General features: G+C 68.0%; 24 protein-coding genes. 9 read left to right on the forward strand and 15 right to left on the reverse strand.

Annotation, left to right across the window (positions count from 1 at the left end; all coding sequences use genetic code 11):
* Positions 1 to 17: 17 nt before the first annotated feature.
* Together ispD and ispF are read left to right on the forward strand one after the other, a co-directional pair.
* A complete protein-coding gene (ispD, locus tag QSK35_RS24985; protein WP_285749907.1) occupies positions 18 to 710 on the forward strand; it encodes a 2-C-methyl-D-erythritol 4-phosphate cytidylyltransferase in 693 nt (230 codons plus the stop codon).
* The gene (ispF, locus tag QSK35_RS24990) at positions 707 to 1,177 is read left to right on the forward strand and encodes a 2-C-methyl-D-erythritol 2,4-cyclodiphosphate synthase (protein WP_285749908.1); all 471 of its coding nucleotides are present in this window, start codon (positions 707 to 709) and stop codon (positions 1,175 to 1,177) included. The genes ispD and ispF overlap by 4 nt, the downstream gene beginning before the upstream one ends.
* Here the strand turns inward: ispF and QSK35_RS24995 are convergent.
* Positions 1,161 to 1,433: a DUF6191 domain-containing protein gene (locus QSK35_RS24995; protein ID WP_285749909.1), complete on the reverse strand. Its 273-nt coding sequence runs from the start codon at positions 1,431 to 1,433 to the stop codon at positions 1,161 to 1,163. The genes ispF and QSK35_RS24995 overlap by 17 nt on opposite strands.
* A 61-nt stretch (positions 1,434 to 1,494) precedes the next feature.
* On the opposite strand from QSK35_RS24995, the gene QSK35_RS25000 reads away from it, so the two are divergent.
* The 6 genes from QSK35_RS25000 (at position 1,495) to QSK35_RS25025 (ending at position 9,256) form a co-directional block, all read left to right on the forward strand.
* Positions 1,495 to 2,091 (forward strand): HAD family hydrolase, encoded by a 597-nt coding sequence (locus QSK35_RS25000; protein ID WP_285749910.1) that lies wholly within the window; start codon positions 1,495 to 1,497, stop codon positions 2,089 to 2,091.
* A complete protein-coding gene (cysS, locus tag QSK35_RS25005) occupies positions 2,088 to 3,482 on the forward strand; it encodes a cysteine--tRNA ligase (protein WP_285749911.1) in 1,395 nt (464 codons plus the stop codon). The genes QSK35_RS25000 and cysS overlap by 4 nt, the downstream gene beginning before the upstream one ends.
* A gap of 4 nt (positions 3,483 to 3,486) precedes the next feature.
* Positions 3,487 to 4,452 (forward strand): 23S rRNA (guanosine(2251)-2'-O)-methyltransferase RlmB, encoded by a 966-nt coding sequence (gene rlmB / locus QSK35_RS25010; protein ID WP_285749912.1) that lies wholly within the window; start codon positions 3,487 to 3,489, stop codon positions 4,450 to 4,452.
* Between the two features lie 58 nt (positions 4,453 to 4,510).
* The gene (locus tag QSK35_RS25015) at positions 4,511 to 5,938 is read left to right on the forward strand and encodes an MBOAT family O-acyltransferase (RefSeq protein ID WP_285749913.1); all 1,428 of its coding nucleotides are present in this window, start codon (positions 4,511 to 4,513) and stop codon (positions 5,936 to 5,938) included.
* Positions 5,939 to 6,266: 328 nt separating this feature from the next.
* Positions 6,267 to 7,517, forward strand: coding sequence for an MFS transporter (locus tag QSK35_RS25020; protein ID WP_285749914.1), 1,251 nt, complete (start codon positions 6,267 to 6,269; stop codon positions 7,515 to 7,517).
* A 416-nt stretch (positions 7,518 to 7,933) separates the two neighbouring features.
* A complete protein-coding gene (locus QSK35_RS25025; RefSeq protein ID WP_285749915.1) occupies positions 7,934 to 9,256 on the forward strand; it encodes a GGDEF domain-containing protein in 1,323 nt (440 codons plus the stop codon).
* A 126-nt stretch (positions 9,257 to 9,382) separates the two neighbouring features.
* Here the strand turns inward: QSK35_RS25025 and QSK35_RS25030 are convergent, their stop codons facing one another.
* The 11 genes from QSK35_RS25030 to QSK35_RS25080 form a co-directional block, all read right to left on the reverse strand.
* Entirely contained in the window at positions 9,383 to 11,977 is a 2,595-nt protein-coding gene (locus QSK35_RS25030) for a fumarate reductase/succinate dehydrogenase flavoprotein subunit (RefSeq protein WP_285749916.1), read from the reverse strand.
* Positions 11,974 to 12,636 carry an ABC transporter ATP-binding protein gene (locus QSK35_RS25035; RefSeq protein WP_285749917.1) on the reverse strand — a complete coding sequence of 221 codons (663 nt, stop codon included), beginning with the start codon at positions 12,634 to 12,636 and terminating at the stop codon, positions 11,974 to 11,976. The genes QSK35_RS25030 and QSK35_RS25035 overlap by 4 nt, the downstream gene beginning before the upstream one ends.
* The gene (locus tag QSK35_RS25040; RefSeq protein ID WP_285749918.1) at positions 12,633 to 13,364 is read right to left on the reverse strand and encodes an ABC transporter permease; all 732 of its coding nucleotides are present in this window, start codon (positions 13,362 to 13,364) and stop codon (positions 12,633 to 12,635) included. The genes QSK35_RS25035 and QSK35_RS25040 overlap by 4 nt, the downstream gene beginning before the upstream one ends.
* Positions 13,365 to 13,396: 32 nt before the next feature.
* Positions 13,397 to 14,707, reverse strand: coding sequence for an ABC transporter substrate-binding protein (locus QSK35_RS25045; RefSeq protein WP_285749919.1), 1,311 nt, complete (start codon positions 14,705 to 14,707; stop codon positions 13,397 to 13,399).
* 11 nt (positions 14,708 to 14,718) lie between these two features.
* A complete protein-coding gene (locus QSK35_RS25050; RefSeq protein WP_285749920.1) occupies positions 14,719 to 14,946 on the reverse strand; it encodes a 4Fe-4S dicluster domain-containing protein in 228 nt (75 codons plus the stop codon).
* A 105-nt stretch (positions 14,947 to 15,051) separates the two neighbouring features.
* Positions 15,052 to 15,795 (reverse strand): GntR family transcriptional regulator, encoded by a 744-nt coding sequence (locus QSK35_RS25055; RefSeq protein ID WP_285749921.1) that lies wholly within the window; start codon positions 15,793 to 15,795, stop codon positions 15,052 to 15,054.
* 103 nt (positions 15,796 to 15,898) lie between these two features.
* A complete protein-coding gene (locus QSK35_RS25060) occupies positions 15,899 to 16,714 on the reverse strand; it encodes a metal ABC transporter permease (protein WP_285749922.1) in 816 nt (271 codons plus the stop codon).
* Positions 16,711 to 17,499 (reverse strand): metal ABC transporter ATP-binding protein, encoded by a 789-nt coding sequence (locus QSK35_RS25065; protein ID WP_285749923.1) that lies wholly within the window; start codon positions 17,497 to 17,499, stop codon positions 16,711 to 16,713. The genes QSK35_RS25060 and QSK35_RS25065 overlap by 4 nt, the downstream gene beginning before the upstream one ends.
* Entirely contained in the window at positions 17,496 to 18,395 is a 900-nt protein-coding gene (locus QSK35_RS25070) for a metal ABC transporter solute-binding protein, Zn/Mn family (RefSeq protein ID WP_285749924.1), read from the reverse strand. Before QSK35_RS25070 ends, QSK35_RS25065 begins: the two co-directional genes overlap by 4 nt.
* Before the next feature lie 221 nt (positions 18,396 to 18,616).
* Positions 18,617 to 19,717, reverse strand: a complete 1,101-nt coding sequence (locus QSK35_RS25075; protein WP_285749925.1) for an ABC transporter ATP-binding protein — start codon at positions 19,715 to 19,717, stop codon at positions 18,617 to 18,619.
* 65 nt (positions 19,718 to 19,782) lie between these two features.
* Positions 19,783 to 20,559: an SDR family oxidoreductase gene (locus QSK35_RS25080; protein ID WP_285749926.1), complete on the reverse strand. Its 777-nt coding sequence runs from the start codon at positions 20,557 to 20,559 to the stop codon at positions 19,783 to 19,785.
* Between the two features lie 86 nt (positions 20,560 to 20,645).
* On the opposite strand from QSK35_RS25080, the gene QSK35_RS25085 reads away from it, so the two are divergent.
* Positions 20,646 to 20,999: a winged helix-turn-helix transcriptional regulator gene (locus tag QSK35_RS25085; protein ID WP_285749927.1), complete on the forward strand. Its 354-nt coding sequence runs from the start codon at positions 20,646 to 20,648 to the stop codon at positions 20,997 to 20,999.
* On the opposite strand, the gene QSK35_RS25090 is transcribed toward QSK35_RS25085, so the two are convergent.
* The 3 genes from QSK35_RS25090 to QSK35_RS25100 all read right to left on the reverse strand — a co-directional run bounded on the left by QSK35_RS25090 (position 20,996) and on the right by QSK35_RS25100 (position 24,145).
* Positions 20,996 to 21,892, reverse strand: a complete 897-nt coding sequence (locus tag QSK35_RS25090) for a sugar ABC transporter permease (protein ID WP_285749928.1) — start codon at positions 21,890 to 21,892, stop codon at positions 20,996 to 20,998. The genes QSK35_RS25085 and QSK35_RS25090 overlap by 4 nt on opposite strands.
* Positions 21,892 to 22,812, reverse strand: coding sequence for a carbohydrate ABC transporter permease (locus QSK35_RS25095; protein WP_502881712.1), 921 nt, complete (start codon positions 22,810 to 22,812; stop codon positions 21,892 to 21,894). The genes QSK35_RS25090 and QSK35_RS25095 overlap by 1 nt, the downstream gene beginning before the upstream one ends.
* A gap of 73 nt (positions 22,813 to 22,885) precedes the next feature.
* Complete coding sequence (locus QSK35_RS25100) at positions 22,886 to 24,145, reverse strand: extracellular solute-binding protein (RefSeq protein WP_285749929.1); 1,260 nt, start codon at positions 24,143 to 24,145, stop codon at positions 22,886 to 22,888.
* Position 24,146: the final 1 nt, after the last annotated feature.

Consider the following 24,146-nt stretch of genomic DNA (forward strand, 5'->3'; position numbering starts at 1 on the left):
ACGGAAACACCGCGAACATGAGTGTGGTCGCGCTCGTGCCCGCGGCAGGCCGGGGCGAACGTCTGGGTTTCGGGATGCCCAAGGCGCTGGTGCCGGTCGACGGAGTTCCGCTGCTCACCCGTGCGGTGCGTGGCCTGTTCGCCTCAGGTTGCGTGCATCACGTGGTCATCGCCGCTCCACCGTCCGATGTGGACCAAGTACGAACCGTCACCGCCTCGCTGGCTCCGGCCGGCGGGGCGGTGCACGTGCTTGCGGGGGGTGCCGAGCGCACCGATTCCGTGCGGCTCGCCCTCGCTCACGCACTCGCTGAGATTCCGGACACACGCGTCGTGCTCGTCCACGACGCCGCCCGCGCGTTCACCCCTCCTTCGGTCGTGCGGGACGTCGTCGCCGCCGTTGAGAGCGGCCACGACGCGGTCATCCCCGTGCTACCCGTAGCGGACACGGTCAAGCAGGTCGACGAGGTCGGAGTTGTCGTCGCCACACCCGATCGTGCCGTACTTCGCATAGTGCAAACCCCACAAGGATTCAACGCGCGGGTGCTCGAGAACGCCTATCGGTCGGGTCTCAGCGCCACCGACGACGCCGCGCTCGTCGAGCTGCTGGGCGTCCCGGTCGCCACCGTCCCCGGCCACCCGCACGCGATGAAGATCACCACCCCGTTCGACCTGGCGGTCGCATCGGCGGTCCTGTCTGGAGGAACCCGTTGAGGATCGGCCAGGGAGTCGACGTCCACCCCATCGAGCCCGGCCGCGAGTGCTGGCTCGCCGGCCTGCGCTGGGACGACGCCGACGGGTGCGCGGGCCACTCGGACGGCGACGTCGCCGCACACGCGTTGTGCGACGCCCTGCTGTCCGCCGCGGGCCTCGGCGACCTGGGCGCGATCTTCGGGACGTCCGATCCTCGCTGGTCCGGGGCGCACGGAGTGGCATTTCTCACGGAGGCGCGCCGACTGGTCGAAGAGGCGGGCTACCGGGTGGGCAACGCCACAGTCACCGTGATCTGCAACGCACCCCGGATCGGCAAGCGCCGGGCAGAGGCCGAGAAGACGCTCTCCGAAGCGGTTGGCGGGCCAGTCTCGGTGTCCGGGACCACGTCCGACGGGCTGGGGCTTACGGGCCGCGGCGAGGGCATCGCCGCGATCGCCACGGCGTTGCTGCTCACCCAGGACGCTTGATCCGGGCCACCCCGCCGTCGAGGTCGATCGGCCCGCGCGGTGGCGCCCCCTCCTCCGCGTCGTCCCGCAACATCAGCTCGGCCTTCCGGTGCTCCAACTCGTCGGCCTTGCCCGCCTCGAACGCGGCCCCGAGCTGCTCGAACCCGACGGCGGACACGGGCGCCCCGCGACGGCGTCGCACGACCAGCTCGACAAAAGCCAGCACCACGAGCAGGCACACCAGCCCCGGCAGCGACACCGCCCATAACCAGCCCATGCACTGAGAACTCCCCGCGTCGCCCGGCCGTTCCCTGGTCTAGACCATGTAGCGTGGAAACGTGACGATCCGCGCCGCCCTCTTCGACTTCTCCGGCACGCTGTTCCGCATGGAGCACCCCGAGATCACCGAGCTCGGGGACGTCCTGCGTGCGGTCACCACTCCCGACGACCCGCGGCTGAAGGCGGCGTGGGAGCAGCGAGACCTCGACGCCGACCAGCACCGCTACGTGTTCCACACGTTGCTCAGGGACGCGGTCGACGACCACGAGACGTTCTACGACCGCATGTGCAGCGCTGAGTTCTGGGTGCCGTACCCGGACACCGCGGAGACGCTCGAGCTCCTGAAGAACGTGCCCACGGCGATCGTCAGCAACATGGGCTTCGACATCCGCCCGATCCTCCAAGCGCACGACATGCGCGTCGACGAGGTCGTCCTCTCCTACGAGGAGGGCATGATCAAGCCGGACCCGCGGATCTTCAAGATCGCCTGCGAACGTCTCGGCGTGAATCCCGAGGAAACGCTCATGGTCGGTGACAGCGAAGAGGCCGACGGCGGCGCGATTCAGATCGGGTGCCGGTTCCAGTGGGTTGAGCAGCTCCCAACCGGCGACCGGCCGGATGCGCTACTGGCTGTCGCCCGTACCATCTCTGTGTGAGCCTCCACATCTACGACACGGCGAGCCGGAGCATGCGGGAGTTCCACCCGCAGGTCAACGGAACGGCGTCGATCTACGTGTGTGGGGCCACCGTCCAGGGCATTCCGCACATCGGGCACGTTCGCAGCGGCCTCAACTTCGACGTCCTGCGGCGCTGGCTGGCGCGCAACGGCGACGACGTGCGGCTGGTCCGCAACGTCACCGACATCGACGACAAGATCCTCGCCAAGGCCGCCGAGCACGACCGGCCGTGGTGGGAGTGGGCGTACACGCACGAGCGCGCGTTCGAGGACGCCTACGACGCGCTGGGCTGCCTGCCCCCGTCGTACGCGCCGCGCGCGACCGGGCACGTGACGCAGATGGTCGAGCTGATGCAGCGGCTGATCGACAAGGGTCACGCCTACGACAACAACGGCGACGTCTACTTCGACGTGAAGAGCTTTCCCGAGTACGGCGCGCTGAGCGGGCAGAAGCTCGACGACGTGCAGCAGGGCGAGACCGACGCCAGGGGCAAGCGCGACCCGCGCGACTTCACGCTGTGGAAGGCCGCGAAGCCGGGTGAGCCGTCGTGGCCGACGCCATGGGGCGACGGGCGGCCCGGCTGGCACCTCGAGTGCTCCGCGATGGCGACGTCGTACCTGGGGCACCAGTTCGACATCCACGGCGGTGGCATCGACCTGATCTTCCCGCACCACGAGAACGAGCAGGCGCAGTCGCGGGCGGCCGGTGACGGCTTCTCGAACTACTGGATGCACAACGCCTGGGTGACGCTCAGCGGCGAGAAGATGTCGAAGTCGTTGGGCAACACCGTCTCCATCCCGGAGATGCTCAAGCGCGTCCGCGCGGCCGAGCTCCGGTACTACCTCGTCTCGCCGCACTACCGGTCGATGATCGAGTACTCCGAGGAGGCGTTGCAGGACGCGGTGTCCGGCTACCGGCGCATCGAGTCCTTCCTGCGGCGCACCGCGGAACGCGTCGGCCCGGTCGAACTGGGCGGCGACATGTGCCCCGAGTTCGTCGCGGCGATGGACAACGACCTGGGCACCCCGCAAGCCGTTGCCGCGCTGCACAACAAGGTGCGAGAGGGCAACACCGCACTTGCCGACGGCGACGACAAGGCCGCCCGGGAGGCGGCCGAGTGCGTGCGCCGGATGGCGGACGTGCTGGGCGTGGATCCGTTGTCCCCCAAGTGGAACGACGCCACGCCCGCGAACACCGGCATGCGGCAGTCGTTGACCGCGCTGGTCGGGAAACTGCTCGCCGACCGGCAGCAGGCCCGCAAGGATCGGGACTTCGCGCGCGCGGACGCGTTGCGCGATCAGCTCATCGAAGCGGGCATCGCCGTCGAGGACACCCCCGACGGTCCACAGTGGACGTTGAGGGAAGACTGACCCCGTGGCTGGCAACTCCAAGCGCAAGGGCGCGATGCGCAATCCGGGCTCGAAGAAGGGCGCGGTCGTCGGCTCCGGCGGGCAGAAGTCCAAGGGCCTGCAGGGCAAGGGCCCGACCCCCAAGGCCGCCGACCGGCCGAACCACCCGGCGTACAAGCGCGCCAAGGCCGTCGCGAAGCAGGACGCGGCCAAGCAGCAGCGCCGCAGGGCCGCCGAGAAGCTGCCCGAGGTCGTCGCGGGCCGCAACCCCGTCGTCGAGTGCCTGCGTGCGGGCACTCCCGCGACGGCGTTGTACGTCGCGCTCGGCATCGACGCCGACGACCGCGTGGCCGAGGCCGTGCGCCTCGCGGCGGACCGCGGTATCTCGGTGCTCGAGGTGGCGCGCGGCGAGCTCGACCGGATCACCGGCGGCGCGATGCACCAGGGCCTCGGCCTGCAGGTGCCGCCGTTCGACTACGAGTCGCCGGACGAACTGCTCGCGGAGGCGCTGCGGTCCGGCCGGCCGCCGCTGCTCGTCGCTCTCGACGGCGTCACGGACCCGCGCAACCTGGGCGCCGTGGTGCGCTCGGCCGCCGCGTTCGGCGCGCACGGCGTGCTGCTCCCCCAGCGGCGCAGCGCCAGCGTGACGGCGGTGGCGTGGCGGACGTCCGCGGGCACGGCGGCGAAGCTGCCGATCGCGATCGCCACGAACCTGACCCGCACGCTGAAGGACTGGGCCGACGAGGGCCTGATGATCGTCGGCCTCGACGCGGACGGCGACGTGGACGTCGACGGCCTCGACCTGGCGACCGGCCCGCTGGTGGTCGTCGTCGGTTCCGAGGGCCGCGGCCTGTCCAGGCTGGTCAAGGAGACCTGCGACCAGACCGTCTCCATCCCGATGGCCGCGGGCGTCGAGTCGCTCAACGCGTCGGTCGCGGCCGGCGTCGTACTCGCCGAGGTCGCGCGCAGGCGCAGGGCCGCCGCCAAGTAAGACGTGTGAGGCGATTCGCCCTCGTCCAAGCGGGCGAATCGCCTAGGGTCTGACCTCGATGTCGTTCACCTCACCGCTGTTCCTCTGGTTCTTCATGCCAGCCGTGCTGGCGGCCGTCCTGGTCGCCCCACGGTCGTGGCGCAACGGTGTCGTGGCCGTGGCCAGCCTGGTCTTCTACGCGAGCGGCGCGGGTGCGACGACGTTCCTGCTGCTGGCCTGCATGGTGCTGAACTACTTCGCCGGGCCGCGGCTCGAACCGGGTCGAACCCCGGACCAGCAGCGCCGGAAGCTCCTCGTCGGGGTGATCGCGGCCGACCTGTCGGTGCTGGCGATCTGGAAGTACGCCGGGTTCGCGACGCAGCAGTTCGCGAACATCGCGTCGGTCGTCGGCGCGGACCTGCCGGTGGTGCACCTGGCCCTGCCGATCGGCATCTCGTTCTACACGTTCCACCACATCTCGTACGTGGTGGACATCTACCGCGGTGAGCGGCACGCCCTGCGCGACCCGGTCTCGTTCGTCACCTACATCGCGATGTTCCCGCAGCTCGTCGCGGGTCCGATCGTGCGGTACCACGAGATCGCGGACCAGCTGCCGCAGCCGCGGCAGAACCGGCTGGACGACATCGCGGCCGGCTTCCCGCGGTTCGCGCTGGGCATGTGCAAGAAGGTGATCATCGCCGACTCGCTGGCCCCGCTCGCGGACGCGTGTTTCGCGACGCCGTCGGACCAGATGACGTGGTCGATCGCCTGGCTCGGCGCGATCACGTACACGCTGCAGCTGTACTTCGACTTCTCCGGTTACTCGGACATGGCGATCGGGCTCGGGCGGATGCTCGGTTTCCGCCTTCCGGAGAACTTCGCACGCCCCTATTCCTCGGTCACCATCACCGAGTTCTGGCGCCGGTGGCACATGTCGCTGTCGCGCTGGTTCCGCGACTACGTCTACATCCCGCTCGGCGGTAACCGCCGGGGCGTGCGGATGACGTATCGGAACCTCGGAATCGTGTTCGTGCTGACCGGTTTTTGGCACGGCGCGAACTGGACGTTCCTCGTGTGGGGTCTTTACCACGGCGCGCTGCTCGTCCTGGAACGCCGATTCGGGTGGGACACCGCGCCGGCAGACCGCCGGCGCATGATCATCCGCCGCGCGGCGACGATGCTGCTGGTTCTCGTCGGCTGGGTGTTCTTCCGCGCGCCGGACCTCGGACGTGCCTTCACCATGCTGGGCCACATGCTGTTGCCCGACTTCAGCGGCCTGTCGGACGCGGTGGCGGTCGCCGCGACCCACCAGCGAATCGTATTGCTGCTGCTCGCGACGCTGATCGTTGTTCTGCCCGCGGAACCGGTCACCGGGCCGTTCCTGGAGGCGTCCCGAACGCGGGTCGCGAACACTTTGCGAATAACCCTCATGACCGCCGGAGTGGCGTACTCGGCGATCTTGGTGGCCGCCGGAACCTTCAGCCCGTTCCTCTACTACCAGTTCTAGGAATTAGGTACTATTCCGCGCCTCATCGCAAACTGATCGGAAGATTGCGAGGGCGAGTTGGTCGGCCTGACCGAGCGAGGCTGATCCACCTGGCGCAGCGGGCGACATCCACCCGGACGTAGCGTTCACCCTGCGTGACCTACAGGCCATCAACCAGGGGTAATAGACGTCAACTGTTAAGATTTACCCCTCAACTTTTCGCTATTGTAACTACTTTGAGTAATTGACCTGCTCCGTTCAGGTACACACTGTGGTAGGACTGACGCTGCACGTAACGGAAGCTTCTACCGTTGCTATCCGAGAAATAGTTACTTCGGGCGGGGGTAACGTGACTCATCGCAGAGCGAGCCAGGGTGCCCTTCGCGGGCTGCTCGCGCTGCGCGAGTTCCGAGGTATGTGGATCGCCTCGACCGTCTCCACCGCGGGCGACTCGCTCGCAACGGTCGCGCTCTCACTTCTCGTGTTCAGCCGCACGCAGTCGCCGGCCTGGACGGCTGCGGTCTATGCGATGACGATGCTGCCGACCCTCGTCTCCGGCCCGATGCTCGCGTGGCTCGCGGACCGTTACCCGCGACGCGCGGTGATGGTGATCTGCGCGTGGCTGCAGGCCCTGCTGGTCACGTTGATGGCCATCCCGCAGATGCCGCTGGCGGTGATGATCGTCCTGCTGGTCATGGTGCAGATGATCGCGTCACCGTTCCTCGCCGCCCAGGAGGCGACCCTGCCGTCCGCGCTCCCGCCTGAGCGCTACAACGACGGTGTCGCGCTCTTCGGGTCCTCGGTGGACGTCGCGCAGATGGCCGGCCTGGCCTCGGCCGGCTTCATCGTGACGGCACTGAGCCCGCAGGCAGCGCTCGCGATCGACGCGGCCACGTTCGTGCTCGTCGCGATCCTCGTGCAGGTCTCGGTGCAGCGCCGCCCGGCGGCGGACCCACTGGCGCGCGCGTCGAAACGTGGTGAGACCGGACGCACCAGGCCGAAGCGGAACGCTCTGCACCTGATCTTCAGCACGCCCCGGCTGCGCAGTGTGCTCGGCCTGCGGCTGCTGGCCGGGTTCGCGATGGTCCCGGCGGGACTCGCGGTACCGCTCTCGGTACAACTCGGCGCACCGTGGTCGTCGGGCCTGATCCTCGCGCTGGAGCCCGCGACGAACGTCGTGGGCGTCGCACTGCTCTACCGGCTCGTGCGCGACGACCGGCAACGGGACCGGTTGATCGGTCCGCTGGCCGTTCTGTCATTGGTTCCGCTTATCGGTTTCGCGACCGATCCGAATCTCGTGTGGACTGTCGCGTTGCTCACGATCGCGGGGCTCGCTGGTGCGTTTCACACCCCTGCGCGCGCAGCATGGGGACGTGTCATGCCCGATGCGTACCGGGGCAGGGCGCACGGCATCGCCAGAACCGCGCTTCGCGCCAGCCAGGGTGGCGGTATGGCGATCGGCGGGACCGTCGCGCAGGCGCTCGGGTCGATCACGCTCACGATCGCCGGGGCCGGCGCCGTGGGAGCACTGCTGGCCATTCGTGCGGCGAGTTCTTGGTCACGCGCGAACAACGAAGTGAGTGCCGATGTGACGCTGTGAAACAAGACACTCACCTGTTGCGATTACTAGGTAGAGGAGCTCGCCGACGAGGTGAAAGGGAGGCGAACAACAAGATCACCACTCGCGGTCATCACGCATGACGGACCTACTTCCTGATCACCGGGGGGACTGAACAGGGGAAACTGTCTGAGCGGGAGATCACCACTCGCGGTCGTCACGCACGACGATCACCTCCCGAGGAGACGAGGCCAGATGAGCACGTACCAGGACCCCCGGAACAGTGTGACCGACCGGAGACCGAGGGGGGATATGTGAGTTCGATTTTGACGGGTTGGCGTCGAACCAGCACAACGATGTGGAAGCGATTGGGTGACTGGGAACTTTGGCGTTTGCCGCGAAAGGCTATCGCCTATCTACTCACCGTAGAGCTTTCGCTACTCGTTGTACTGGCGCTTGTGCTCACGCACTGGCCGCTGCCGTCAAAAATCGACATCATCCGCGCCACCGGTTTGGCGTTCGCCATGGTGGTCCATTTGGTCGCCGTCCGAAGGGCCGAAGAAAGCCGCCGTGACGCGGCTCAGGGCCCGCACATCATGCTCACGTCCGTCTGGACGTTCGCCGCCGTCGTCGCGCTGCCCCCGAGCCTGGCCATCGCCCAGATCGTGCTGGTCCGCCTCATGATGCTGCAGATCGCCCGGCGCTCCCCGCACCGCTACGTGTTCACCACGGTCAGCATGCTGGTGAGCGCACTCACCGCGTCCGGGATCATCTGGTGGGCGAACACGTGGCCGCACGCGCACCACGACTGGTACACCGACGTCACGTTCTTCACGCTGATCCTGTCCGCCGGCGCCGTCTACGGCGCGCTGCAGGCCGTGATGGTCGGTCTCGCGATGAAGCTGACGCTGCCCGACCGCGCGTTCAAGTCCACCCTCGGCAGCCGCAGCGAGAACCTGCTCGACGTCATCACCCTGACCGGCGGTGCCGTGATCGGCCTGCTCATGGTCGTGCACTGGGCGGCGCCGCTGCTGGCGTTGTTCCCGATGATCGCGATCAACAAGATGCTGGAAGAGGCCAGGCAGCGCAACGCGCACATGGAACGCCTGCTCCGCGAGCAGCGCCAGGCCCACCAGCAGCTGATCAAGGACTCGCACACCGACTTCCGCACGGGCCTGCTCAACACCACCGGCCTGGCCGAGTACGCGGGCCGCCTGGTCAACCGGTGCATGACGGACAACCAGCCGGTGACCGTGCTGGTCATCGACCTGGACCACTTCAAGCGCATCAACGACACGTGGGGCCACCCCGCGGGCAACGCCGTGCTCGCCGAGGTCGGCCGCATCCTGCGCGACAAGCTCCGCCCCGGCGACGTCGCCGCCCGCGACGGTGGCGAGGAGTTCGTCGTGGCCCTCGCGGAGACCGGCCTGGCCCAGGGCGTGGCGATCGCCGAGCGCATCCGCGAGGCCATCGGTGAGCTGGCCGTTCTCACCACCGACAAGCACCGCAACACCGTCACCCTGTACGGCCGCGAGCTGCCGGCCCCCGACGACAGCGACGTCGACCTGCGCGCCATCTCGTCGTCCATCGGCCTCGCCGTCATCCCGGACAACGGCGACTCGCTGGCCGCGGCCCAGCACTCCGCCGACGCCGCGCTCTACAAGGCCAAGGAGAACGGCCGCAACCAGGTCCGGGTCGCCGGCCTGGACATCCCGCCGCGCCTGATGCCGGCGCCGCGGCACGACGACATCACCAAGCCCATCACGACCCGCTCCGCGTGACCCGAGTTATCCACAGATCGGTGAACGGCCACTTGACCTGCGGCTTTGCCGGTAGACTGGAGCCGGGGACGCCCCCCGGGACGGGTGGGGGCTGCCCTTTTGGGGTTCGCGCGCCAACCATGCCCCTCACGACCCGCTCCGCGTGACCTCCAGGGCTCGCCGGGCGTAGGCGCGCACATCCGCGTCCGAGTCGTCCAGCGCCCGTTTCAGCGCCAGCGCGACCGGTGTCCGGTCCGCCCACCGCGTCAACGCCCGCACCGCCGCCTTCCGGACGTCCAGGTTCACGTCACTCAGTGCAGGCAGGATCGGATCCGGCGTGGACAGCGCCCGCACGGCCCCCACCCGCACCTCCCACGCCGGGTCGGACAACGCCGCCAGACCCAGCGCGTGCAGCTCCGGCGGATAGCCGACGCGGCCCGCGGACTCCAGCGCGGCGGCCCGCACGAACAGGTCCGGATCGACCGCCAGAGCGGACAGGACATCGGGATCGTCTATGCCTCGCGCCACCAGAACGCGAAGCTCACGCTCCGGATCAGCGGCCGCCCGAGCCAGCAGAGCGGTCTCCCGCAGCGCCACCAGACCGCGGATCGCGGCCGCACGGGCCTCGGGATCCGGGTCGTCCAGCGCGGCCGCGTAGACCGCCGCGGTACCGAGCTTCAGCGCCCACAGAGCCTCCAGGGCCGCCGCCCGCGCGGGTGAGGCCTCCAGCGCCACACGCAAGGCGTCGCTCGCGGGTACGACCTCGACGAGCTCCCGCAACCCGGCCGCCGCCTCGGCCCGTACGAACGGGTCCGCCATGGCCTCGACCAGCGCGAACTCGAACCCGACAGGTACCGCCTCGGTCAGCACCGCCACCGCCGCCCGACGGACGGCGGCGTCACCGTCGGCCAGGAACGGCCGCAGGTCGGCTAGCGACGGCTGTTCGTCGACCAGCGCCAGCAGCTCGAGCAGCCGGGGCGACGCGACCTCCCCGGAACCGTCGGTCGAGTCCACAGTGGACGATGCCGCCGACACCGACCGGCTCCCGAGGTACTCGAAAGAACCCGTCCGGTGCGTGACGCCCTCGACCGGCACCAGATACGGGTTGACCGGGCGTTTGACGAACTCCATCTCGCCCTGGGCGTTCTTGCGCAGGTTGAGGTGGTGGAACCACGACGAGTCGTCACGCGCGGGCAGGTCGACCCGCTGGTGGTAGAGCCCCCAGCGGCTCTCCGTGCGCATCAGCGAGGCCTGTGCGGCCATTTCCGCGCAGTCCCGGATGAACGACACCTCGACGCACCGCATGAGCTCGTGCGGCGTCCTGGCGCCCATCTGAGCGATTTCGCCGGACATCCGCGCGAACGTCTCCAAAGCGATCATCAGCTTTGTCTCGCTCTTCGGCGGCGCCACATAGTCGTTCACGAACCGGCGCAGCTTGTACTCCACCTGCGGTTGCGGCGGGCCGTCCGGATGGTCGAGGTGCCGGTAGATCAACGACCGGGCTTCCTCCACCTGGTCCAAAGGCAACGGCAGGTCCCGCACCAAATGAGACGAGGCATGCGCACCGGCGAGATCGCCGAACACGAATGCGCCGATCATGTAGTTGTGCGGAACGCACGCGAGATCACCCGCGGCATAAAGTCCGGGCACGGTCGTCAGCCCGTTCTCGTCGACCCACACACCCGAAGCGGAATGTCCGCCACAGAGACCGATCTCGGAAATGTGCATCTCGATGTCATGTGTGCGGTAGTCGTGCCCACGCCCCGCGTGGAAAGTGCCACGAGAAGGGCGTTCCGTGGTGTGCAGAATGCCTTCCAGCGCGGAGATCGACTCCTCCGGGAGATGAGTGACCTTCAAATAGATCGGTCCGCGCGCGGATTCGATCTCGGAAGCCACCTCGGCCATCATCTGACCCGACCAGTAGTCGCAGTCGACGAACCGTTCCCCGAGCGAGTTCACCTGATAAGCGCCGAACGGGTTGCCGACATAAGCGCACGCCGGCCCGTTGTAGTCCTTGATCAGCGGGTTGATCTGGAAGCACTCGATCCCGGACAGTTCGGCGCCCGCGTGATACGCCATCGAGTAACCGTCGCCGGCGTTCGTCGGATTCTCGTAGGTGCCATAGAGATAGCCGGACGCGGGCAGGCCCAGCCGTCCGGACGCGCCGGTCGCGAGGATCACCGCACCCGCGGACACGGTCACGAACTCGCCCGTGCGGGTGTTGAACCCGGCGGCGCCGACGGCACGTCCATCCGAGACGAGCACCCGCACGGGCATCACGCGGTTCTCGATGCGGATCTTCGACCGCATGGAACGTTCCCGCATGACCCGGTACAGGACCTTCTTGACGTCCTTGCCCTCCGGCATCGGCAGCACGTAGCTGCCGGACCGATGCACCTGGCGCACGTGGTAGTCGCCGAACGAGTCCTTCTCGAACTTCACGCCGTAGCGCTCGAGCCGTTGCACCATCTCGAACCCGCGCGTCGCGGTCTGCATGATCGTGCGCTGGTTGACGATGCCGTCGTTGGCGCGGGTGATCTCGGCGACGTAGTCCTCGGGCCGCGCTTTCCCCGGGATGACGGCGTTGTTGACGCCGTCCATGCCCATCGCCAGCGCGCCGGAGTGCCGCACGTGCGCCTTCTCCAGCAACAACACGTCGCGGCCGTGCTCGGCGGCGGTGATCGCGGCCATCGAACCGGCCGTCCCGCCGCCGATCACCAGGACGTCACAGGACAGGTTCACGCCATCACCGCCTTGAGGATCGCGTCGCGGTGCACGTCGACCTCGCCCGCGCCGAGCACGACCACCCGGTCTCCCAGCAGCACGGCCTCGTCGACGTCGTGCGTCACGAAGATCGTCGTCGTGCCGGTCTCCCGCAGCACCTCGGCCACCAGCCGCTGCATCGTCGAACGGGTCTGCGCGTCCAGCGCCCCGAACGGCTCGTCCATCAGCACCAGCGCGGGCGCCTGCGCGAGCGTCCGGGCGAGCTGGACCCGTTGCCGCATGCCGCCGGACAGGCTGCGCGGCAGGTAGTCCTCGAACCCGGTCAGGCCGACGCGGTCGAGCCACGCCAACGCGGTCGACCGGCGGGACTCGCGCGAAACCCCTTGCAGGGCAAGCGGAAGCTCGACGTTGCGCAACGCCGAGCGCCACGGCAGCAGACCGTCCTCCTGGAACACCATCGCCCGCTCGCGCGACGTGCCGCGCACCGGCACACCGTCCACGAGCACCTGCCCGGTGAACGGCACCAGCCCGGCCACCGCGCGCAGCAGCGTCGACTTGCCGCAGCCGGACGGGCCTGCGACGACGAGCAGTTCTCCTTGTGACACCGACAGATCCAGACCGGACAAGACGGCCGATCGTCCATAGGAGACGGTCAGGCCGGAGATCACCACGCTCATATCGCGGCCTCCCTTGGCAGCCACCGGGTGACCCGGCGTCCGAGCAGTTCCACCCCGGCCGACGTCAGCCAGCCGAGCAGCCCGATCGTGATCATCCCGACGATCACGCCGGGGTAGTCGACGACCGTGTACGCCTGCCACGTCCGGTACCCGACGCCGAACTGGCCGGAGATCATCTCCGCGGAGATCACGCAGATCCACGCGACACCCATGCCGACGGACAGCCCGCCGAACACGCCGGGCAGCGTGCCCGGCAGCACCACCCGGAACAGCACCTGGGACCGGCTCGCGCCCATCGTGCGGATCGCGTCCTCCCAGATCGTCGGCAACGCGCGCACGGCATGCCGCGTGGACACGAGGATCGGGAAGAACGCGGCGACGAACGTGATGAACACGATCCCCTGCTCGTCGGTCGGGAACAGCAGGATCGCGATCGGCACCAGCGCGATGGCCGGGATCGGCCGCACCACTTCCAGCGACGGTTGCAGCAGATCACCCAGCACCCGCGACCGGGCGACGACCACGCCGAGCGAGATGCCCAGCGCGGCCGCCAGCAGGAACCCCGCGCCGATGCGCGCCAGGCTGCTGCCGAGGTCGTGGTAGTACTGCGCGTCGCCCACCTGCTGTGCGAACCGCTCGGCCACCTCGACGACCGTCGGCAGCTGCGAGAACCGCAGCCACGCCTCGGTGTCCGACGCGGTCAGCACCTGCCACAGGACTAGCCCCACCACAAGAGAGCCGCCCCTCAGCACCCATCGCATCACTTGCCCGCAGCCGCGAGAGCCTGCTCGAACGTCAGCACGGCGCCGTGCCTGGCGGCCGCGGCCTCGGTCGTGAACGGCAGCAGCTTCCCGTTGTCGTTGACCCAGAACACGTGGTCCGCGAACCACCGCGTGCCCAGTTCCGTGTCCGGCACGTACCCGGTGCGGACCTTCTTGCCCTCGGAGTTGATGAGCTTCAACAGCTCGGTCGGCGTCGCGACCGGACGCGGCGCGGCCTCACCGTCGAACCAGACCTCGCTCGCCGTGGCCGGCTCCCCGGCGGCGATCTTCGCCGGGTTCGTGAGGTCCTCGGTGCCGGCGATGACGTCCTTCAACGGCTGGTCGTCGATGAACTTGTCGACGTCGAGCTCCTCGATGTTGCCGATCGACTTGAGGAACGGCACGTCCTCCTTCAACGCCTTGCGCAGCACGGACTTCAGCGACAGGTCGAACGTCGAGACGCCGTTCGGCCCGTTGTAGAGGTAGACGACCTCGACCGGCAGCGTGGTCGCCTTCGCGACGATTTCGGCTGCCTCCAAAGGCTTCTCGTGCAGGAACTTCGTCGCGTCGAGCTGCGCCCGCAGGAACTCGCGCACCACGTCGGGCTGCTGCTGGGTGAACCGGTTGCGCACCACGACGCCGTGCAACGTAGGCAGGTTCAGCGCCGAACCGTCGAACAACACCTTGGCCTGCTTGGCGAACACCAGCGCGCCCGGCCAGGCCACGAACTGCGACAGCGCCGCGACGTTCCCGGACTGCAGCGCCGACGCGCCGACCGACGGCTGCTGGTTCTCGACGGTGACCTTCACATCGCCGAGGGCGCGGACGAGCGTTCCGTGCCCGGCCGAGCCGACGCTCGCCGACACCTTCTGCCCGGCGAGATCGGCCAGCGTCTTCGCGGTCGAGTTCGGCGGCACGACGACGGTGTTCAGCCCGCCCTTGGCGTTGTAGCCGGTGACGGACAGCATGCGCGTGCCGTCCTCACCCTGCTTCTGCGTGCGGGAACCGTTGATGAGCAACGGGAAGTCGCCCATCGAACCGATGTCGATCTTGCCCGCGATCATCTGCGCGGTGATCGGCGCGCCGGTGTCGTAGTCCTGCCAGGTGACCTCGTAGGTCTTACCGGTCTTCTTGCCGAGCTCCTTCAGGCGTTGCTCGAAGAAACCCTTGTCCCTTAGGAGGGTTCCCGCAGTGACGGTGTTGATGGTCTTCGACTGGTAACCGATCACGACCGGCACCTTCTCGCCGGACGCGGACCCCGTCCCGCACGCGGTGACGAGGAACAACAGGGGCAGCAGCAGTCTGCGCATGGGTTTCCCTTTCACCGCAACAGATAGGGCATGTTGATGGTCACCGCGTCCGTGGGGCAGCGGGCGGCGCACGGGCCGCAGTACCAGCACTCGTCGACGTGCATGTAGGCCTTGTTGGTCTCGGGGTTGATCGCCAGCGAGTCGAGCGGGCACATGTCGACGCACAGCCGGCAGCCGTCGATGCACTTGGATTCGTTGATCGTCACCGGAACGTCGGCACGGTTGTTGACCAGAGCCATGAATGGTCTCCTGGTAATAGAAGGGGGAACTGGGCAGCGCTCAGCTACAGATTGCTGAAGCGGTGCGGCGAAGATCCACGTGCAGACGGAACCGCGGCGCGACGTTCATGACGACGTCCTCCGCAGCTCCGCACGCATGGTGAGGCGATCGCCCCGCATGCGGATGAACTCCAGGTCCACCGGGCGGCCGTCCGCGAAGTGGCTCAGCCGTTCCACGACCAGCAGCGCCGCTCCGCGCGGAACCTCCAGCACGGTGGCGGAGTGCGCGTCGGCGTTGACGGCTTCCAGCGACACGACCGCGGTGCCCAGCCGCTGACCGGAGGTCTGCTCGATCAACGAGAAGATGTCGCGGTTCTCGAGGTCCTGCGACAGCAACGGCTCGCCCACGTCCAGCGTGAGGTACGTGAGGTCGAGCGACAGCGGCAGGCCGTTCAACCGCCGCAACCGTTCCACATAAACGACTTCCGCGGAGCCGAGCCGTGCCGCGACGGACGACGGCGCCTTGATCACGCGCAGCGCGCGCACGTCGTTGGTGACGGTGCCGTGCTCGTGCAGCGTCTCGGCGAGGCCCATCAGCTGGTTCAGCCCGTGGGAGTACTTCCGCGCGACGACGACCGTGCCGACACCCGGCACACGGTCGATGAGGCCCTCCTCGCGCAACAGGTCGAGCGCCTCGCGAATGCTGTTGCGCGACACGGAGAACTCGGTCGCGAGGAACCGCTCGTCGGGCAGCACGCCGTCCGGGAACGCGCGTTGCACGACCTGCTGGCGGATGACGTCGGCAGCCTGACGGGCCCGGTCGGCGCGGAGGCGCCGCTCGGGTGATCCGTCACGATGGCTGCTGGTCATGCGCCACAGTCTGGACGGCGAACCAAGACGAGTTTGTTACGCCTGTGTTACGCCACCTGGTCAGCGCGCCGAGCAGGGGAAAGCCGGCCGTTGCGCCAGTCCACTATGTGGACCGCACCTGACGGTGCCCGATACCTCTGCATACGAGATATATCACGAAGCTGATGGTCGTGACGAACGGGCTGACCGGCAGCTGGAACGCCAGCGACAGCAGGATCCCGCCGACGACGGCGACCTCGGCGAAGACGACGGCCGACACGGTGGCGCGCAACGGCGACGCCGTGACGCGGCAGGCGGCCGCGGCCGGCGTGATCATCAGGGCCAGCACGAGCAGCGCGCCAACGATCTGCACGCTGAGCGCGGTCGCGATGCCGACCAGCACGGCGAAGACGATCGACAACGCGCGCACCGGAACTCCGCGCGCGACAGCGACATCCGGGTCCACGGACGCGAAGTGCAACGGCCGGTAGATGAACGCCAGCGCGATCAGCACCACCACCGAGGACCCGGCGAGCAGCCACAGGTTCGTGCTGTCGACGCCGATGATCTGTCCGGTCAGCAGGCCGAGCTTGTTGCCCGCCCGTCCTTTGTAGAGCGCGAGGCACAACACGCCGAGGCCGAGGCCGAACGCGAGAACGGCACCGATCACCGAGTCGCGGTCGGTGTCGCGCTGGCTCAACAGGCCCAGCAGCAACGCGGCGACGATGGCACCGAGCAGTGACCCGTAGCCGACGCTGATGCCGAACAGCAGCGCGGCCATGCCACCCGCGAACGCGAGCTCGCTCGTGCCGTGCACGGCGAACGCCATCTTCCGCGTCACCACAAGAGGTCCGAGGATGCCCGCGACGAGACCGAGCACGGCGCCCGCGATCAGCGCGTACTGGACGAAGTCGAGGCCCAGCAGCTGGCCGAAGGTCATGACTCCTCCTCGGCCAGGTGGTGCGACTGGCCCTCCTCGCACGCGCCCACGACGATGATCTGGTCGCGGATCCGCACGACCTCGACGTTCGTCCGGTACAGCTCGGACAGCGTCTCGGAGGTCATCACCTCGGCGGGTTTGCCGATCCGGAACCGGCCGTCCACCAGGTACAGCACGCGGTCGACGAGCGGCAGGACCGGGTTGATCTCGTGCGTCACGAACAGCACCGCGGTGTCCGCAGACCGCCGGCGCGCGTCGATCAGGTCGCTAACACTGCGCTGGTGCGCGAGGTCCAGCGACAGCAACGGTTCGTCGCACAGCAGCACCTCGGGGTCGCCCACGAGCGCCTGCGCGACGCGCAGCCGTTGCTGCTCACCTCCGGACAGCAGCCCGATCGGCTTGCTCGCGTACGCCGTGGCGCCGACCGCTTCGAGCGCCTCGTCGACCTTCGCGCGTCGCGCCCGTCGGCCACGCAGGCCGGTGCCCCACTCGTGTCCGTCCAATCCGAACCCGACGAGGTCGCGGCCGCGCAACGTCAGCGAGTGGTCGACCGCGCGCTGCTGCGGGATGTAGCCGATGCGCCGGTTGCCGCCCTTGATGTGGACCTCGCCCGCCGACAGGGGCTGCAGTCCGAGCAGGACCCGCATGAGGCTGGTCTTGCCGGAGCCGTTGGGGCCGAGGACGGCGACGAACTCGCCGGTCCCGACCTCCAGATCGAGGCCGTCCCACAGCACGCGGTCGCCGTAGGCCAGCCGCGCTCCGCTCAGTGTTACCGCTGCCGTCATTTGCCGAGCGCGTTGGCCAACGCGTCCACCTGCTGCGTCATCCAGACAACGTAGCCCGTGACGCCCTCGGGCAGCGTCTCGGACACGGTGACGATCGCGATGCCCTTGCCCTTGGCGTCGTCGACGAGCTGCTTGGCGACCGGGTTCTCGGTCTGGCTGTTGTTGACCAGCGCGACGATCTGCTTGTTCTCGACGAGCTGCTTGGCCTCGGCGAGCGCGGCGGCGGGCACGTCGGTCTCCTGCTCGACGGCCTTGCTGAACTGCACGGGCGTCACGTCGTGCGCCGCGGCGGCCTCGAGGAGGTAGTGCGCGACGGGTTCGGTCGCCATGACGTTCTGGCCGTGCTTCAGCTTCTGCACCCGCTCCAGCAGCGCGTCGAGCTTGGCGCCGAAGTCCTTGGCGTTCGCCTCGAACGTGGCCTTCTTGTCCGGCGCGATGGCGGCGAGGTCCTGCGCGGCCTGGTCCGCGACCTTCTTCACGGACGGCAGGTCGTACCAGACGTGCTCGTTCGCCTCAGCGTGCTCTTCGGAGCCTTCCTTGTGCGCGTCGGCGAGGCCGGACAACGGGAACGCCTCGATCTTCTTGGCGTCGTCGCTCTGGATGAGCTTGGCGAAGAAGTCGTCGTAACCGCCGCCGTTGAAGACGACGAGCTTGGCCTGCTGCACCGCGGCGACGTCGGCCGGCTTGCTCTCGTAGGAGTGCGGGTCGGCGGACGGGTCGTTGATGATCGAGGTGACCTCGACGTCGTCGCCGCCGACGGCCTTGACGACGCTGCCCCACACGTTGGTGGAGGCCGCGACCTTGATCTTGCCGTTGTCCGTCGTGGTCGCGCCGGTCCCGCACGCGGTCAGGCTGACGGCGGCCAGCAAGGCGACCAGGGCGTTGCGGAGAGTCATCGGGGGCGCTCCTCGACTGTCACTCGATCTAGGAATGGAAACCGTTGTCGAGTTCATCTTAAAACGCTGAGTGGCCCTCGTGTCCACCGGCCGGGTGTGCAAATGGCCACGTCAGCATGGGTGCTGACGTGGCCATTCATGCATGTGGATCACTTCGCTTCTGTCACGCGGGAGCCCCGCGATGCATGACATGCATCGCGGGGCTCCCGCGTGACCTGAAATCAGTTCTCGAGCCGCGCGCCCGTCTCCGGGTGGAAGAGGTGGATCTCGGTGGCGTCGCGAACCGCGACCTTGACGGCCTGGCCGAGCGACGGCGGCGTCCGGCCGTCGACGCGGACGACGAAGCGCTCGGACGAGTCGCCGATCTTGACCGCACCGTGCACGAGCGCGTCCGCACCGAGCTCCTCGACGAGCTCGACGGTCATCTCCATGCCCTGCTCACCGGACGGCACCAGCGCCAGCGCCTCGGGCCGGATGCCGAACGTGACCTCGGACAGGTGCTCGCCACTCGCGGCGTCGAGGCTGCTGCGCGACAGCGGCACGACGATGCCGTCGAGCTTCGCGCCCTCCGCGGTCAGCGGAACCGTCTTGAGGTTCATGGCCGGCGAGCCGATGAACCCGGCGACGAACGCGTTGGCCGGCCTGTCGTAGAGCGCACGCGGGGTGTCGCACTGCTGCAGGATGCCGTCCTTCAGCACGGCGACCCGGTGGCCCATGGTCATGGCCTCGACCTGGTCGTGCGTGACGTAGATCGTCGTGGTGCCGAGCCGCTGCTGCAGCGCCGCGATGTTCGCACGGGTCTCGACACGCAGCTTGGCGTCCAGGTTGGACAGCGGCTCGTCCATGAGGAACACGGACGGCTCACGCACGATGGCGCGCCCCATCGCGACACGCTGCCGCTGACCACCGGACAGTGCCTTCGGCTTGCGGTCGAGGTACTTGGTCAGGTCGAGCATCTTGGCCGCCTCGGCGACCTTGTCCTTGATCTCGGCCTTGTTGACGCCGCGCAGCTTGAGCGCGAAGCCCATGTTCTCCGCGACCGTCATGTGCGGGTACAGCGCGTACGACTGGAACACCATCGCGATGTCCCGGCCCTTCGGCGGCACGTTGGTGACGTCCTTGCCGCCGATGTTGATGGCGCCCTCGTCGACGTCCTCCAGGCCCGCGAGCATGCGCAGCGCGGTCGACTTGCCGGAACCCGAAGGCCCGACGAGCACCAGGAACTCACCGTCGGCGACTTCGAGCGACAGCTCGTCGACCGCTCGGACGGGCGGGTTTCCCGGGAACACCCGCGACGCCTTGACGTAGGACACCTCGGCCATGTGACGCACCTTTCACTTCCACCGTTGGCGCCAAGCTATTCATTGCAAGCGCTTACGGGAACACCTCATTTGAACGCGGGCGCGTTCCGGGCGGCCCACTGCTCGAAGGTGGTCGCCTTTCGGCCGAGGATCTGTTCGACGTGCGCGCTGACCTGCTGTTCCTCCGGGGTCGGCGCACCCAGAATGGTCAGCGTTCCGTCCACAACGGGCGGCGGCATGAACCGGAGCATCTGCTCGCGCGCCTCCTCGGCGGTCTGCTCCACGAACCGCGCGCCGAGCGCCTCGGCCCGTTGCCGCGGGGTGGTCGCCTCGGGTCCGGTCAGCACGTACGTCCTCTTGTTGTGACCGTCTTCGGTGAGCACCTTCGCGGCGACCGCGGCGATGTCCGCCGGATCGACGAACGGGATCGCGACGTCCGCGAAGGGGGCCGGCGCGATGCCGTGTTCCTTGATGGGCTGAACCCACGCGTAGGCGTTGGAGAAGAACCCGCTCGGCTGCAGGATCGTCCACTCCGGACTCTCCTTCACGGCCTCCTCGAACCCGGCGAGCCGCGAGTGCGGGACCATGTCCGGCCGCGTGCCCGCGCCCTGCGACGACAACAGCACCACGCGTGGGACCCCGTTGCGCTTGACGACGTCCAGGACAGCGTCGATGTCCGTGTCCGGGCCCAGTAAGTCGCCCGCGAATAGCAGGAACACCGCGTCGGCACCCTTGAGTACGGGGTCGAGCGTCTCCGGCTTCGCGAGATCGACCTGTGGCCGCGACACCCCGACGGCCTTGTCCCCCAGCAGCTCCACCAGCGGGCGTCCCACGTTGCCGGTAGCCCCAGTCACCACGATCACTTTGTCGCTCCTCGTCCGTTGAATTGCTATCGCGAGGGAAGCTAACATCCTGGTGATAGTAGGTACCTAGAGGAAAGTGACTATCCATGACGGCGCCAGAACAGGCGTGCCCGATCGCCCCCGTGGTCGACATCGTGTTCAGCCGATGGACCACGCCGATCCTGTGGACGCTCAACGAGTACGGCACGCAGCGGTTCGTCGAGCTGGAGCGCCGCATCGGCACGATCACGGCGAAGGTGCTCACCCAGCGGCTGCGGCAGCTGGAGCGCGACGGGCTGGTCGTACGGACCTACCACCCCGAGGTGCCGCCGCGGGTGGAGTACGAGATCAGCGAGCTGGGGCGCAGCCTGGCACCGCTCTTCGCCTCGCTGGCGGAGTGGTCGCAGCACAACCTGGCCAAGGTCGAACAGGCCAGGCTGCGCTACGACAAGAAGGACTAACCCTTCACGGCGCCGGACGCGAGGCCCGTCACCAGGAACCGCTGCACCAGGTAGAACACGATGACAGCGGGAATAGCGACCAGGATCGAGGCGGCGGCGAGGTGCCCCCACTCGGTCCGGTTCTGCTGCACGAACACCTGCAGCCCGACGGCCAGCGTCTTGGACTCGTCCGCAGCCGACAGGAACGCCGAGGCGAACGCGACCTCACCCCATGCCGTCAGGAACGCGTAGAACGACGTGACCGCGAGACCCGGCCGGGCCAGCGGCAGGACCAGCCGCCAGAACACGCCGAAAGGCGACAGCCCGTCCACGCGCCCGGCCTCGTCGATGTCCGCGGGGATGGTGTCGAAGTAGCCCTTGAGCATGTAGGTGCAGAACGGCACGGAGGTCGTGCAGTACACCAGCACGAGCCCGATCGACTGCCCCTGCAGGCCCAGCGCGAGCAGGATGTTGTACAGCGGCACGATCAGGACCGCGAACGGGAACATCTGCACGACGAGGAACAGCATCATCAGGCCGCGCTTGCCGGGAAACCGGAACCGCGAGGCGGCGTACCCCGTCGTGGCGGACAGGAACACCGCGATGAGGGTCGTCAGCAACGCGATCAGCACGGAGTTGCCGAACCAGGTCAGGAAAGAACCCTTTTCCCCGGCCAGGATCCGCGTGTAGTTGTCCAAAGAGGACTCATTGAACAGCTTGGGCGTCGGCTCGACCGCGCGGGCATCCGGCTTGAACGACGTGACGAGCACCCAGAACACCGGGAACACGGCGATCAGCGACGCGACGATCAGCGCGGCGTGCAGGCCGAACGAGGCGAGCTTCGACCGTTCGGCGCGCTTGATCCGGCGATCCTGCGCCTTGACGACCTGGAGCGAACTGGCGTCGAGCGTCATCACCACACCTCGCCTTGCTTGCGCAGCGCGCGGCGGTAGACCGACGCGAAGACCAACAACACGGACAGGATCAGCACGCCGTAGGTCGACGCGATCGCGAAGTCACGGGAGGCGGCGGAGAAGAACCGCTCGAACGCGTACGTCACCAGGATCCGCGTGTTCGGGTTCTGGCCCGCGATCAGGTAGATCACCGGGAACATGTTGAACGTCCAGATGATGCCCAGCAGGATCACCGTCGACGACACCGAACGCAGGCCCGGCAGAGTCACGTTGACGAACCGCTGCCACGGCGTGGCACCGTCCACTTCGGCCGCTTCGTAGAGGTCAGCCGGAATCGACTGCAGGCCACCGAGCAGCGCGACCATCATGAACGGCACGCCCAGCCACACGTTGACCATGATCACGGCGAGCAGCGCCCAGTCGGACTGGCCGAGCCACACCGGCGGGTCGGACAGGCCCAGGAAGCGCAGGAACTGGTTGATGATCCCGTACTGCGCGTTGAACATGTACTTCCACGCGAACGCGCTGATGAACGCGGGCACCGCCCACGGCAGGATCAGCAGCACGCGGTAGAGCGCGCGGCCCTTCACCTGGCGGTTGAGCAGCAGCGCCAGGCCGAGGCCGATCACGTAGTGGAAGAACACACAGGCGAAGGTCCAGATCAGCGTCCGGACCAAAGTGGACCAGAACGAGCCGAACGAAGGATCGCCGGACAGCACGTTCAGATAGTTCTTGAAACCAACGCCCTCGTACGTCGCCGGCCGATCGAGGATCGGGTTGGCGATGTTGGCCTCGTTGATGTTGGTGAAGGTGAAGAACACGCCCTGCGCGAGCGGGTAGAGCACCAACACGGCGATGACCACCACGACGGGCAGGACCATCGCGTACGCGTACCAGTGCCGTTCCAGGAACCTGCGCACCCTCAACTCCCCTCAGACAGGGTCGTGAGTGCTTTCCGTCGCCGGGACGACGGAAAGCACTCACGACACCTGATCAGCCGATCGAGTACTCGGGAACGACGGTGTCCTTGTACGCCTTGGCGACCTCGTCGAGCGCCGCCTTGGCCTCCTTCTTGCCGGCGAGCACGTCGGCGTAGGCGATCTTCAGCGGGTCGAACAGCTGGCCGCCCTCGGGGATCCACGGACGGGCGTGCGCGGCCTTGGCGACCGGCTCGAACGCGGACACGACGGCGTTGCCCTTGACGTCGGCGTTGGAGTACGCGGACTTGCGGGTCGGCAGCAGGCCCAGCTGCTTGGCGATGGACGCCTGCGACTCGGCCGAGCTCATGCACTGGATGAACTTGATCGAGGACTGCTTGGCCTTGGTGCCCTGGCGGATCACGTAGTCGTGGCCACCGACCGGCGCGCTGCCCTTGCCCGCGGAGTCACCGGGAACGGGCGCGATGCCGAGGTTCGACGCGTCGCTGAACGCCGCGCCCTTCAGGTAGTCGGCGACGGCCCACGGGCCGTTGATGACCATCGCGGCCTCGCCGGCCGAGAACGCCGCCTGCATGTTGGCGTAGGAGTTCGTCGGGTCGAGCGCGGTCGTCGCGGCCTTGGCGTCGAGCAGGCCCTTGGCGGTCTGCAGCGCCTTCACGTTCTCCGAGGAGTTGACGACGATCTTCTTCGCGGAGGCGTCGACCAGGTCGCCGCCGGCGCCGTAGATGAACGGCAGCGCGTAGTACGCGTCGTTGTTGAGGAAGAACGACTTCTCACCGCCGAGCTTGGCGGCGGCGTCCTTCAGCTCGGCCCACGTCTTCGGCGGCTGCACGCCCGCGTCGGCGAGCTTCTTCTTGTTGTAGAGCAGCGCGAGCGAGTCGGTGACCTGCGGGACGCCGTAGGTCTTGCCCTCGTACTTGGTGGAGCCCAGCGGCGTCTCCAGGAAGTCGCCGGTGTCCTTCGCGAGGTCGGTGTCGCTGACGTCGGCGATCAGGCTGTTCTTCGCGAGCTGCGAGACCCACGCGACCTCGGAACGGAAGACGTCCGGGCCCTGACCACCCTGCGCGGCGGTCTTGTAGTTGTTCAGCGCCTGGTCGAACGCGACCGTCTCGACCTTGACCTTGTAGCCGCCCTTCGACGCGCAGTCGTTGGCGAGCTTGGTGAACACCGGGCTCTCGTTGGGGCCACTGGTGTCCCAGAAGGTGACCTCACCCGAGTCGGAGCCGCCGCTCGAGCTGCTGCCGCCGCCACCGCAAGCGGTGAGCACGAGGGCCACACCGGCCGCCATGGCGGTCACGAGGGTTGTACGTCGCATC

Origin of the sequence: Lentzea sp. NBRC 105346 (genome assembly GCF_030269605.1) — a bacterium.
In the GTDB taxonomy this organism is placed as follows: domain Bacteria; phylum Actinomycetota; class Actinomycetes; order Mycobacteriales; family Pseudonocardiaceae; genus Lentzea.

What these genes read in the sequence shown, in the direction of transcription:
- ispD (WP_285749907.1), top strand. Translation starts at nt 18, where the DNA reads ATGAGTGTGGTCGCGCTCGTGCCCGCGGCAGGCCGGGGCGAACGTCTG.
- QSK35_RS24995 (WP_285749909.1), bottom strand. Translation starts at nt 1,433, where the DNA reads ATGGGCTGGTTATGGGCGGTGTCGCTGCCGGGGCTGGTGTGCCTGCTC.
- QSK35_RS25015 (WP_285749913.1), top strand. Translation starts at nt 4,511, where the DNA reads ATGTCGTTCACCTCACCGCTGTTCCTCTGGTTCTTCATGCCAGCCGTG.
- QSK35_RS25035 (WP_285749917.1), bottom strand. Translation starts at nt 12,636, where the DNA reads ATGAGCGTGGTGATCTCCGGCCTGACCGTCTCCTATGGACGATCGGCC.
- QSK35_RS25045 (WP_285749919.1), bottom strand. Translation starts at nt 14,707, where the DNA reads ATGCGCAGACTGCTGCTGCCCCTGTTGTTCCTCGTCACCGCGTGCGGG.
- QSK35_RS25050 (WP_285749920.1), bottom strand. Translation starts at nt 14,946, where the DNA reads ATGGCTCTGGTCAACAACCGTGCCGACGTTCCGGTGACGATCAACGAA.
- QSK35_RS25055 (WP_285749921.1), bottom strand. Translation starts at nt 15,795, where the DNA reads ATGACCAGCAGCCATCGTGACGGATCACCCGAGCGGCGCCTCCGCGCC.
- QSK35_RS25060 (WP_285749922.1), bottom strand. Translation starts at nt 16,714, where the DNA reads ATGACCTTCGGCCAGCTGCTGGGCCTCGACTTCGTCCAGTACGCGCTG.
- QSK35_RS25065 (WP_285749923.1), bottom strand. Translation starts at nt 17,499, where the DNA reads ATGACGGCAGCGGTAACACTGAGCGGAGCGCGGCTGGCCTACGGCGAC.
- QSK35_RS25070 (WP_285749924.1), bottom strand. Translation starts at nt 18,395, where the DNA reads ATGACTCTCCGCAACGCCCTGGTCGCCTTGCTGGCCGCCGTCAGCCTG.
- QSK35_RS25075 (WP_285749925.1), bottom strand. Translation starts at nt 19,717, where the DNA reads ATGGCCGAGGTGTCCTACGTCAAGGCGTCGCGGGTGTTCCCGGGAAAC.
- QSK35_RS25085 (WP_285749927.1), top strand. Translation starts at nt 20,646, where the DNA reads ATGACGGCGCCAGAACAGGCGTGCCCGATCGCCCCCGTGGTCGACATC.
- QSK35_RS25090 (WP_285749928.1), bottom strand. Translation starts at nt 21,892, where the DNA reads ATGACGCTCGACGCCAGTTCGCTCCAGGTCGTCAAGGCGCAGGATCGC.
- QSK35_RS25100 (WP_285749929.1), bottom strand. Translation starts at nt 24,145, where the DNA reads ATGCGACGTACAACCCTCGTGACCGCCATGGCGGCCGGTGTGGCCCTC.